The sequence below is a fragment of the Kribbella flavida DSM 17836 genome (genome assembly GCF_000024345.1).
Lineage (GTDB): Bacteria > Actinomycetota > Actinomycetes > Propionibacteriales > Kribbellaceae > Kribbella > Kribbella flavida.
On sequence record NC_013729.1, the window covers coordinates 7,568,597 to 7,579,488 of the forward strand.

Genomic DNA, 10,892 nt, shown 5'->3' on the forward strand with positions numbered 1-10,892 from the left:
CGCTCGCCGAACCTGCACCCCGCGCGCACGAGCGCCCACTGCTCTCATGTCGCTGGATCGCGTTCGCGCACGGCGGCGGATTTTCGACTACTGCCCCTGGGTCGGCGCCGAAGCATCCCCCGATATCGCCCGGCTGTAGCCCAGCACCGACTGCCGCGCGCAACTGCCACTCACCCTGCAGCCGGACGACGCGTTCTCGACCTGATCGAGCATCATGCCGCAGAAGCAGAACTCGCGACATCGCCGGACATCCTTGCCCCGACGTCGGTGCGGGCTCGCCGGGAGACAAGTCACCGATCGCGCTATCGCCCCGCCAACCGAGCCTCGGACTCGGAAGCCGGCGGCCTCATCTGCTCATTCCCCAGGCACCCGCCGACATCATCCCTGGCTGCCTCAGCTGCTGTCGACGACCTTGTCCTACGGCCACGTCGAATCGACGATGCGCCGCTTTCCGTGCGCAAGTCGATCGGCGTGGATCGGCGAGAACGGCCCGCCCGCAGCCGAAACTGCAGGCGAGCCCGAGCTCACTCAGCCGTCTTGTTCGGATCCATCAACCCGACGATCCGCTCCAGATCGTCGATCGACGCGAACTCCACCGTGATCTTGCCCTTGGTCTTGCCAAGGTCCACCTTCACCCGCGTCTCGAAACGATCCGACAGCCGGTCCGCCAGATCGATCAGCCGCGGCGCCACCGGCTTGTTCCGCCGCCGCGCCGGCACCGGATCGTCCGCCGACAGGTCCCCCATCGCGACGATCTCCTCGACCGTCCGCACCGAAAGCCCTTCAGCGACGATCCGCTGCGCCAGCCGCTCGATCGCGTCCCCACTCGGCAGTCCCAGCAATGCCCGCGCATGGCCGGCGGACAGCACCCCGGCCGCAACCCGCCGCTGCACTGATGCCGGCAACTTCAGCAGCCGCAGCGTATTCGAGATCTGCGGCCGCGACCGCCCGATCCGCGTAGCGAGCACTTCCTGCGTACACCCGAAGTCGTCCAGCATCTGCTGATACGCCGCCGCCTCTTCGAGCGGGTTCAACTGACTCCGGTGCAGGTTCTCCAGCAACGCGTCCCGCAGCATCACGTCGTCCGACGTGTCCCGCACGATCGCCGGGATGGTGGTGAGCCCGGCCTCCTGCGTCGCCCGCCAGCGCCGCTCACCCATCACCAGCTCGTACCGGTCTTCCTCCAACCGGCGCACCACGATCGGCTGCAGCAGCCCGATCTCCTTCACCGAGTGCACGAGCTCTGCCATCGCGTCCTCGTCGAACACACTGCGCGGCTGCTTCGGGTTCGGCGTGATCTTGTCGACCGCGATCTCCGCGAACTCCGCCCCCGGCACAGCAGCGAGCTCGCCGCTCCCACGAACCCCAGCCCCAGCACTGTCCTGCCGAACCGGCGGAGCCCCAGGGATCGAACTCGACTTACTTCCCAGACTCGCATTGCTCCCGGGAGCCGGGTTGCTAGGAATCAAAGCACCCAGTCCACGCCCAAGCCTGGTATTCATCCCACTCCCTAAGTCTCAGCCAGCCACACTTCGCTGCGGCCGATCGAGGTCACTCACCCCTCAACCACCGCCCCCGCAACGGTAACCGGTCCCCGCCCCCGCAACACCCTCACCCCCGCCTCCCCGTGTCGCCCCGCCGGGGCCCAATCACACCCACGCCGACTCATTCAGCGACGAGCGTTCCACGTGAAACATGGACTCCAGCAACAGGGTCCGCCCCAGGCATGGATTCCGTGCGCCGGCTGGATTCGCCTCGCCTCCCGGGCTCGGGCCGGGTCCGGGAAGACTTCCGTCGTGGCAAGTCCCGGCCGGGCAGCGCTCAGACCGGCACGGAGCATGTCTATGCCACAGCACCGAGGGTTCGCGACCAGGAAGAAGGCCGTCGAACTGGCGGTGCGTCTCGTTGCGCTTGACCGATATCTGGGCAGTCAGCGAGGCCGCGCATCGGTACTGCGGAGAACTGGCCTGCGGTGGGGCGGCATCTGGATCCGGGGCTACACCAACGCCGGCTGACTCGGCGCATCTCAGTTCGCAGGGACCGGAAACGGGGAGGCGGGCGGCGGCTGGCGGACAAGTTCGGCGCGGGGTCAGGTCTGTTGGCGGAAACAGATGGCGGTGCTGGCGACCAGCCGCACGCGGCCGGGGCCCCAGCTGCCCAGCTCTAGTCCTGACTGGCCTGCCACTCCGGATCGCGCACGGCAGCTCGGCGGCGCCGGCTCAGGCTCGCGGCTGTGGGGAGGGCGGTCGCCGAGCCGTGGCCGGCGCGAGTCCGGGCGTCATGAAGACGGCCCTCGCGAAGACGGCCGTCGTGGAGACGGCGGTCGTGGAGACGGCCGTCGTGGAGACGGCCGTCGTGAAGGCGGCCGTCGTGGAGACGGCCGTCGTGAAGGCGGCCGTCCATCGAGAGGTCTTCGGCGGGCGAGTCCTCCGCCAAACGTTGGCCGGGCGTGGGGGCCCGCGGTGGTTGATTCAGACAGGGGTTTCACGTGAAACGCCGTCCTGGGTCCCGGTCAAAAGCGCCAGCCGGTCCTCCGACCCCTGCCGAGCCGACGGGCTGGCACGCAGCATCAACGGGCCGGACGGCACGGTCGAGCTCGGCCGGCTGGCGGCGTACGTGCGGGTCATCAACTGCCGCAGGCGTCCGCGCAAGAGAAGAGGAACGCGACGCAGTGCTCCCGGCCACGGGTTGGTGTTCAACCGTGACACGAGTTCCGCCACAGCGGGCGGCTTCGGCCGTCGAGCTGCCGGATCGGGGTCGCGCGAGGCCTACGCAGCGCCGCTGTGCGCCCGCTGACCCCTCAGCGCTGACCGGAACCGGAACAGCCACCGCGGACATGCTCTGGGCCCGGTCGAGGCCAGCCACCTCCTGATCCGCGAACGCGCGGCAGGGTTTCACGTGAAACGGGCATCCTGTGAGGACTAGCCGCAGCGCTTCGTGCCTGTGAGGAGCCCTTGCCTCGGCGCACCCGAGCACTGGAGCGGCGAGTGCTCTGCTGCCCCGATTGTCGACCTAGCGCCAAGTCGCCACCAGCACCATGGCCCTCTTGTCGTCGCTCCTGCGCCGGACTGCGACCTGATGCGCCGGCGCTCCCAAGGGCGGGGCACATCGGAGCCCCCAGCGCGAGTACATCGGCGCTTGCAACAGGGCGGGCTGGGCGGCTGGAACACGGCGTACGCCCGGGCCGACGGACGCCTGCCTATAAGGGCTAAAGCCACAGGAGTCGGATCGAAGCCCACGTCACCGGCCCTGAGTACCACCGGTGCTACCAGCCTCCGCGCGGGGGGACGTTGCCGTGACTGCCCTCGTCACCCCCGGCGTCCGGTGTGGCAATTCGCTCTGTGCTGCCGACTCCGGCCGCGACATCGACACGTACATCGGCGTCCGCATCCTTTCCGGCGCCCCGGATCTGCCCATCCTTTCCGGCGCCCCGGATCCCCTGCCGCAACTGCCAGGCGGTAGCTGCGCTCCACCGGCGCGTGCTCCGGCGCCACGACGGCTGCGCCTAGCAGCTCGCGCGGCTGCGGCGTCGCCCAGCCAATCAGTTGCGACGACAGTCACTCGACACCACGGCCCGGAGGCCTGCTCTGAGCGGCGGCACCGCGACCACCACCGCGAGAGACTTCGCCGGGCCGACTTCAGATTCGCAGTCATGACGGCGACACGCCTAGGGCCACTCTGGATTGCCGGCCGACGCGGCAGGTACTCCGTGCTATATGCCGCTCCCTAAGACATGCGCTCAATCCGCGGACGATCCCCAGGCGGTGTCAGCCGCCACGAGCGTCGTCGCCTCGCCGCATCGGGCAACCCGACAGAATCGGGAGCCCACAGAACTGGCCGCCACGCCCCGTCGACCACGACTGTATTTCGGTCGCCGGGATCTCGATGTCGGACAGCCCAGGCCGCGCGTCGTTCGACGACTGTTCCTCGCTCGCGTAGCCGCGGCAGATGGTGGCCTTGCCGAAGCGGGCCGCATTGGCCAGGTCGTCCACCGGCACCCTCGAACCCGCGTTTTCGCAGCGGCTGCACGGCGTACCGGCTGATCCTCGGCTCGGCGCCCGTGCGCCTCGGTCGGCGGCGCCGGGCCTGTGCGCGTCGTTGGTCCACGCCCAGGCCGTCGCCACGCTCGACGGCCGACACACGCGATCAGCGCATCCCGGTCCCGCCGCCGATGACCGTCGACGCTTTGCGGCCAGTTCGTCATCGGCGACGCCACGTTGGCGGGGCGAAGGGCCGTGCCGTTCATTAGGAGTGGCGGCCGGGGCAGTCGTCTCCTGATCGGCCGCAGCTAGCGGTGAACCAGCGACGCCCGCTCGAGGTCCAACTCGTCAGCGGTCAGACCGCCGCTGCTGTCTCCTGCTGCCGCTGTAGCAAGCATCTGGCCGAAGACGCGCTCCTCGGCTTCAGCCCGCACCATGCCAGAGCGCTGGTCGCCCGGATACGTTCCACGTGAAACAGCTAGCGCCGCGTGGATCGGGGCTCGTTTCCCCGGTACCGAGTGCGGCCCGGTTCAGGTGGTACCGAGTGCGGCCCCATACAGGTGGTCCGGGTGCGCCCCTTTCACGTGGAACCGGTGCGGCCCGCTTCACGCGGAACGGACAGGCCGGTACGCGGGAAGCGCGGAAGCCCGCCAGCGCGTAGAGCCGCTTGGGCGCGGTGCGATCGCGCGGGTCACCCGCCGGCGCATTGTTTTCGGCGGCCAGGACCACCCGGTCGCGCCTCGCGTTCGCTCTAGTGTGGCTCGGCGCCGCAGGCTGCCCGGGATCGCGCCGTGGGCGGGAACCGTCGCCACCGCGGGAGGCGTCTCCTCGCGCCCGGTGCCGGAACGCCACGTCGCCGGCCAATATGGCTGACTCAGCTAATCGGCAGTCCGGACTCCGCGAGGCGGGAGGTCTATGTCGACCTAGCGCCAAGTCGCCTTCATCCGTCCTATCGATGCAGAAAGTCATCTGCGCGGAACTGAAGGCGGGCGTGTTACCGGCGACGATCAGTGCTCGCTTCTGCCGCCGCTCCCTGCCAACGCTCCATGCCAACGCTCCATGCCAACGCTCCATGCCAACGCTCCATGCCAACGCTCGATCCTGAGCGCTCCACGCCGAGCGGTCCATGCGGAGCGGCCGACGCTGGCCCGGCGCTCAGTGGAGCAGTGCGGAGGGAGGGTGGCGCGGCCCTAGGCGAGAAGCTCACGGCGTCGTGGGCTCCTCGGCTCCCCTGCGGCGGGTGGACGCCAGCGACGTCCGGCTGGAGGCTCACTCCCCTGGTCGAACGTAATGGCGGGCGCGCGCGATGGTCCGCTGCGGGGAAGCGTCCAGCGGCCTTTCGCCGGTCTGCCTGCTGTCAGCCTCACCGAGAGGAACGCCGGTCTGGGCGGCGAGCTTGGTGGCGAGGTTGGTGTCTCGGCGAGGCCACGACTGCAAGCGCTATCGGCCGGTCGGCTGAGTGCGCGACTGGCCGCGGGCCACACATCCGTCGTCCGCTTCACCACATCTCCTTACGCGCGGCTCGGTGCTCCACATGAGCGGTGAGGCGATGCCTGAGTTGCGCGAGCGGCCAGGGGGGTGGCGAGGCAGTCGAGGGCCGGATCCCAAAGACTCGACCGCCAGCAGGTGCCAGGCCCAGCGGAGGACGCGTGCTGCATCGTGGTGACTTGGCACGCGCGCTCCCGCACAGCAGATGGACATCGACGCATGGGCTCGACCCGTGGCCACCCGCGCCATCGATTCAACGGGAAACGACAAAGGCCCGGACCTCAACGGTCCGGGCCTTTGGGGTGGAGCCGGCTACGAGCTCGTGTTGCGCATGGCGATTTCGCGGGATGCCTCTAGGTAGGAGAGGGCGCCGGCGGAGGCAGGGTCGTAGGCGAGCACCGTTTGGCCGTGGCTGGGGGCCTCGGAGATGCGGACGGAGCGGGGGACGGCGGTGCGGAGGACGGCGTCCTGGAAGTGGCCGCGGACCTCGGCGGCGACCTCGCCGGCCAGCTTGGTGCGGGCGTCGTACATGGTGAGCAGGATGGTGGAGACGTCGAGGGTCGGGTTCAGGTGGGACTTGACCATCTCGATGTGGCGGAGGAGCTGGGAGAGGCCTTCCAGGGCGTAGTACTCGCTCTGGATCGGGACCAGGACCTCGCGGGCGGCGGTGAGGGCGTTCACGGTGAGCAGGCCGAGCGAGGGCGGGCAGTCGATGAAGACGTAGTCGTACTTCTCGCCGGCGGCCTCGGTCTCGGCCAGGTGGGTGTCGAGGGCCTTCTTCAGCCGGCTCTCGCGGGCGACGATGCTGACCAGTTCGATCTCGGCGCCGGCCAGGTCGATGGTGGCCGGGACGACGACGATGCCGGGGTGCTCCTCGCACGGCTGCAGCAGCTTGCTGAGCGGCTCGCCCTCGATGATCGCCTCGTAGACGCCGGGAGTGCCCTCGGAGTGCTCGATGCCGAGCGCCGTCGACGCGTTGCCCTGCGGGTCGAGGTCGATCACCAGGATCCGGGCGCCGTACAGCGCCAGGCCGGCGGCGACGTTCACGGTGGTGGTGGTCTTGCCGACGCCGCCCTTCTGGTTGGCGACCACGAAGACCCGGGTCTCGGCGGGCAGCGGGAACTCGCGGCCCATCGTGCGTCCTTCGTTCACGAGCAGGGTCCGTTCGGTGGCGGCGGCGATCGGAGTTTCGAGCAGTCGTCGCTGAAGCTCGTCCGAGGTGGCCCGCGCGGCGATCTGTGCGGCAGTCATGGCGCCCATTCCAAGAGGTACGGGACGTGGCCCGAAGAGGATGTCGGTGGGGGACGGCGCTGGTCTCTCCCCAGGTTCATCCACAGGGGTCTGTGGATGAATTCCCGCGTGAGAGGGCGTCTCGAGGGGGTAGTCATCCACAGGCCGTGGAGACTCGGGGTACTCAGCGTCGGGGGTCCCGGCCGGCTCGGTTTCACGTGAAACGGGCTGGGGAGGCGACGCGATCGAAGCGCCGCCCAGGTCGAGCGAAGCGGCCGCTTGCAGGACCGAAGGGCGGGGCTCCGAGTCGTCCTGCAGCTCGCCAGCGGGAGCTGACACGGGGTCGACGGTGGAGGAGACGGCCGCATCGGCGAAAGACGCGGACTCGGTGAACGCGGGTTCGGACGAGGACGGAACAGTCACCTCGGGGGCGTTGTCCACAAGGTCCGTGGACGGCGCCTCGGGCCGGTTGTCCGCAGCCGGAGCGGCATCCACGGTGGATTCCCGGGTCACCCACAGAACTGGGCCCTGGTGCCGTGTGGGCCAACCGATCCCCTGGTTTCCCTGGGGTTCTCCGGTGCTCGTGTCCGGCCATCCGACGGCGCGACTCACCAACCCGTTCACCTCCCGCGTTTTGTGTGCCGGGGTCCCCGCGCAGCACGTCCGGCCACAATACTCACGACTGTCGTCGGCTGGGCCAGTTCATCCACGCCGAGTTGGTGAACATGCCAAACTTCCGCCCCGAGAGCGGTCAGTTCGCGCTCCGCGCCGGCCAGCTCGGCCTCTGCCGACGATCCCTTCATGGCCAGCATCAGCCCACCCTCGGCACACAGCGGAAGGCACCACCCGGCGAGCTTGCCCAGTGGAGCGACCGCCCTCGAGGTGACCACGTCGAAACTTGCCGGTGGCAGGTCCTCGGCGCGGGCCCGGACCACCTCGGCGTTGTCGCAGCCGAGCTGCTGCACCGCCTCTTCCAGGAACGTCGTACGCCGGAGCAGCGGCTCGACCAGCGCGACGTGCAGGTCGGGCCGGACCAGGGCCAGCACGATGCCGGGAAGGCCGGCCCCGGTGCCGACATCGGCGACCGAGGACTGCTCGGGAATCAGCCGTTCGAGCACGGCACAGTTCAGCAGGTGCCGGTCCCAGAGCCGCGGCACTTCGCGCGGGCCGATCAGCCCGCGCAGGGTTCCTTCCGTCGCCAGCAGTTCGGCGTACGCCGAGAGCCGGTCCGCCGCCCCCGGGTAAAGCTCCTCCACGAGCGGCGGGGTTTCACGTGAAACGTCGTCCGTCACGAGCGAAACACGGCGGTCAGGCCGGCTGGACGACGACCCGGCGACGCGGCTCCTCGCCCTCCGACTCGCTGGTCAGACCGGCCGCCGCGACGACGTCGTGCACCACCTTGCGCTCGAACGGCGTCATCGGCTCCAGCCGCACCGGCTTCCCGGTGGCCCGCGCCTCTTCGATCGCCTTCTGGCCGACCTGCTCGAGCTCGGCCTTGCGGTTGGCGCGGTAGTTCGACACGTCCAGCATCAGCCGCGAGCGTTCACCGGTCTCCCGGTAGACCGCCAGCCGGGTCAACTCCTGCAGCGCCTCCAGCACCTTGCCGTTCTCGCCGACCAGGTTGCTCAGGTCGGCCCCGACGATCGAGACCGCCGCCCGGTCGCCGTCGATGTCCATGTCGATGTCGCCGTCCAGGTCGGCGATGTCGAGCAGTTCTTCCAGGTAGTCGGCCGCGATGTCGCTTTCGGCCTCCAGTGCCTTCAGTCGCTCGTCCGCACCACGCGCGGTGGACTTCTCCGCCGACTCGGCGTTCTGCATGCCGTCGCTCACGGCCACTCCTTCACGGTTCGAGATCCGCCCCACGGGGACCCAGGTCCTACGAAAGCAGGGATGTACAGGGAGCCGGCTGCTCAGCTGTCGGTCTTGCGCGCGGCCGTCGAACCGCCGGACTTCTTCTGACCGGACTTCTGCTGCGCCGCCTTCTGCTGGGCGGTCCGCTGCGCGCGCGACTTGGCGGCCGGCTGACGCTTCCCGCCCGCCTGGGCCTTCTTCGCGGCCGGAGCCTTCTTGGCCGCGGCCGGCTGCTGGCCGTTGGCGGACGCCTTGGGCTCGACCTCGTCCTGCGGACGGGCGCCGGCCGCGGGCGTCGTCGTACCGCCGGAGCGGCGGTCGCTGCGGGACTGCCGCTTCGGCTGCTGCCGGGTCACCGGCCGCCGGTCCGTACCGCTCTCGCCGTCGGTGTCCGCGCCGGCCAGGCCGGTCTCCTCCGGCTGGCCCGCGCGCCGGTTGTGCTCGCGCTTGCGGGCCTCCATCGCGTCGAAGGCCGGAGTGCCGGGAGCCGGGTTGCGGCGGATCACGTAGAACTGCTGGCCCATCGTCCACACGTTCGAGACGAACCAGTAGATGAGCACACCGATCGGGAAGTTGAAGCCACCGATCAGGAAGAAGATCGGGAAGACGTAGAGCATGATCTTCTGCATCTGCGCCGCCTGGCCCTCGAGGGCCTCCTTCGGCATGTTCTTGCGCATCAGCTGCAGCTGGGTGATGAACATCGTGGCGGTCATCAGAATGATCAGCACGATCGCGACGATCTTGACGTTCGTCGAGCCGTCGCCGTTGGCCCGCAGGAAGGTCTGCGAGATCTCGGCACCGAAGATCTTCGCGTGCCGCAGCGAGTTCACGTGCGGCGCGATGATGCTGCTGTGGGCCTCACCCTTCGAGGCACCGTCCAGCACCCGGAACAGCGCCAGGAAGACCGGCGACTGCAGCAGCAGCGGCAGGCACGAGGAGAACGGGTTGGTGCCCGTCTCCTTGTATAGCTTCATCATTTCCTGACCGAGCTTCTCCCGGTCATGGCCGTACTTCTTCTGCAGCTCCTTCATCTTCGGCTGCAGCAGCTGCATGTTCCGGCTCGAGCGGATCTGCCGCACGAACAGCGGAATCAGCAGGGTCCGGATGACGATGGTCAGGCCGGCGATCGACAGCGCCCAGGCCCAGCCGCCGTTCGGGTCCAGAACCTGCGAGAGCAGCCAGTGCCACCCCACCAGCAGTGCGGAGACGGCCCAGTAGAGCGGAGTCATGACCGCGTTGAACACGTCCACGATCCCGTCCCACAACGCGAGCTGGGGAATGGCCAGAAGAGTCGTCACTCAAGCACCTCGCTGCACAGGCCCGGCGTCGGTGGACGATCCGGGCTGGTTGGCGGAGACGGGCTCTCCGCGCTGGTCGACATCTGTGGGTGGAACGGGGTCGTAGCCGCCGGGGTTCCACGGGTGGCAGCGGGCGAGTCTCCTCGCCGCCAGCCAACTACCGCGCACCGCGCCGTGCCGCTCGACCGCTTCCAGGGCGTACGCCGAACAACTGGGGTAGAACCGGCACACCTGCCCGTACATCGGGCTGACGAACTTCCGGTACAGCTTGAGGAATCCGATGATCCCGTACTTCACGGGCGCGATCTTCATCGGGGCACCAGCACCCGGCGCAGCGCGGCGTCGACGTCGTCCACCAACTCGGCGTACGACGCGGAGGCCGACGCCGGCAGGGCACGGACGACGGTCAGGCTGCCGGCCGGGAGCTCGGTGAGTCGTGACGCCAGGACGGCGCGCAGGCGACGGTGGACCCGGTTCCGCAGAACCGCGTTGCCCACCGCCTTGCTCACCACGAATCCGACACGGGCAGGCTCGTCCGCGGTCCCGGCCTGATCGCCGGATCCGGAGAAGAAGTGCACGACCACCGCACGCCGGCCCGCGCGTCGTCCGGACCGGACGGCGCGGCGGAAGTCGTCGGACCGGCGGAGCCGGTGCGACGGGGGCAGCACGAGGTGGTCACCGCGTCGGTCGAGGGACCTCAGGCCGCGAGGCGCTGACGGCCCTTGCCACGACGGGAGGCGAGGATCGCGCGGCCCGCACGGGTGCGCATCCGAAGACGGAAGCCGTGCTTCTTGTGCCGGCGACGGTTGTTCGGCTGGAACGTCCGCTTGCTCACTGGGATGACTCCGGTTACTCGATCACGAAGGTCGACAAATCCACTGGTAGATCTGCCGTTGGTGCAGGCCCTGCACACCGATTCAGAACCCAGTCAACTACCCGCCGACAACAATGGTCCCGCTGGAGCGCAGCACGAAACGGCCGGCTCAACACCGACCGATCCACGGTACGTGTCAGCCTGTGGACAGGTCAAACCAGCCGTCCCCAT

General features: G+C 69.2%; 10 protein-coding genes and 1 pseudogene. 1 reads left to right on the forward strand and 10 read right to left on the reverse strand.

Translation table 11 applies throughout. The features are described from left to right. Nucleotides 1–524: 524 nt before the first annotated feature. Nucleotides 525–1,502 carry a ParB/RepB/Spo0J family partition protein gene (locus tag KFLA_RS35155; RefSeq protein ID WP_012924616.1) on the reverse strand — a complete coding sequence of 326 codons (978 nt, stop codon included), beginning with the start codon at nucleotides 1,500–1,502 and terminating at the stop codon, nucleotides 525–527. Nucleotides 1,503–2,280: 778 nt separating this feature from the next. On the opposite strand from KFLA_RS35155, the gene KFLA_RS38065 reads away from it, so the two are divergent. Beyond that, nucleotides 2,281–2,796: a hypothetical protein gene (locus KFLA_RS38065; protein WP_012924617.1), complete on the forward strand. Its 516-nt coding sequence runs from the start codon at nucleotides 2,281–2,283 to the stop codon at nucleotides 2,794–2,796. A gap of 971 nt (nucleotides 2,797–3,767) precedes the next feature. Here KFLA_RS38065 and KFLA_RS35165 read toward each other — a convergent pair. From KFLA_RS35165 to rpmH, 9 genes and pseudogenes are all read right to left on the reverse strand, one after another. After that, entirely contained in the window at nucleotides 3,768–3,992 is a 225-nt protein-coding gene (locus KFLA_RS35165; RefSeq protein ID WP_012924618.1) for a hypothetical protein, read from the reverse strand. Nucleotides 3,993–4,288: 296 nt separating this feature from the next. Then, a complete protein-coding gene (locus KFLA_RS39515) occupies nucleotides 4,289–4,417 on the reverse strand; it encodes a hypothetical protein (RefSeq protein ID WP_272941276.1) in 129 nt (42 codons plus the stop codon). Nucleotides 4,418–5,780: 1,363 nt separating this feature from the next. Further along, nucleotides 5,781–6,719 (reverse strand): ParA family protein, encoded by a 939-nt coding sequence (locus KFLA_RS37755; RefSeq protein ID WP_272941277.1) that lies wholly within the window; start codon nucleotides 6,717–6,719, stop codon nucleotides 5,781–5,783. Nucleotides 6,720–7,318: 599 nt separating this feature from the next. Continuing rightward, nucleotides 7,319–7,954, reverse strand: coding sequence for a 16S rRNA (guanine(527)-N(7))-methyltransferase RsmG (gene rsmG / locus KFLA_RS35175; protein WP_049797488.1), 636 nt, complete (start codon nucleotides 7,952–7,954; stop codon nucleotides 7,319–7,321). Between the two features lie 52 nt (nucleotides 7,955–8,006). Continuing rightward, the gene (locus KFLA_RS35180; protein ID WP_012924622.1) at nucleotides 8,007–8,528 is read right to left on the reverse strand and encodes a Jag family protein; all 522 of its coding nucleotides are present in this window, start codon (nucleotides 8,526–8,528) and stop codon (nucleotides 8,007–8,009) included. Nucleotides 8,529–8,818: 290 nt separating this feature from the next. Then, nucleotides 8,819–9,835 (reverse strand): annotated as a pseudogene (yidC, locus tag KFLA_RS35185) (membrane protein insertase YidC); the annotation flags it as partial. A gap of 12 nt (nucleotides 9,836–9,847) precedes the next feature. After that, nucleotides 9,848–10,159 (reverse strand): membrane protein insertion efficiency factor YidD, encoded by a 312-nt coding sequence (yidD, locus tag KFLA_RS35190; RefSeq protein ID WP_012924624.1) that lies wholly within the window; start codon nucleotides 10,157–10,159, stop codon nucleotides 9,848–9,850. After that, nucleotides 10,156–10,515, reverse strand: coding sequence for a ribonuclease P protein component (rnpA, locus tag KFLA_RS35195; protein ID WP_012924625.1), 360 nt, complete (start codon nucleotides 10,513–10,515; stop codon nucleotides 10,156–10,158). Before rnpA ends, yidD begins: the two co-directional genes overlap by 4 nt. 29 nt (nucleotides 10,516–10,544) lie before the next feature. Beyond that, nucleotides 10,545–10,682, reverse strand: a complete 138-nt coding sequence (gene rpmH, locus KFLA_RS36995) for a 50S ribosomal protein L34 (protein WP_012924626.1) — start codon at nucleotides 10,680–10,682, stop codon at nucleotides 10,545–10,547. Between the last annotated feature and the right edge of the window lie 210 nt (nucleotides 10,683–10,892).

Bases quoted from the DNA above. Each gene is read 5' to 3' on its own strand.
- KFLA_RS35155 (WP_012924616.1), bottom strand. From the start codon at position 1,502: ATGAATACCAGGCTTGGGCGTGGACTGGGTGCTTTGATTCCTAGCAAC.
- yidD (WP_012924624.1), bottom strand. From the start codon at position 10,159: ATGAAGATCGCGCCCGTGAAGTACGGGATCATCGGATTCCTCAAGCTG.
- KFLA_RS37755 (WP_272941277.1), bottom strand. From the start codon at position 6,719: ATGACTGCCGCACAGATCGCCGCGCGGGCCACCTCGGACGAGCTTCAG.
- KFLA_RS38065 (WP_012924617.1), top strand. From the start codon at position 2,281: ATGAAGACGGCCCTCGCGAAGACGGCCGTCGTGGAGACGGCGGTCGTG.
- KFLA_RS39515 (WP_272941276.1), bottom strand. From the start codon at position 4,417: ATGGTGCGGGCTGAAGCCGAGGAGCGCGTCTTCGGCCAGATGCTTGCT.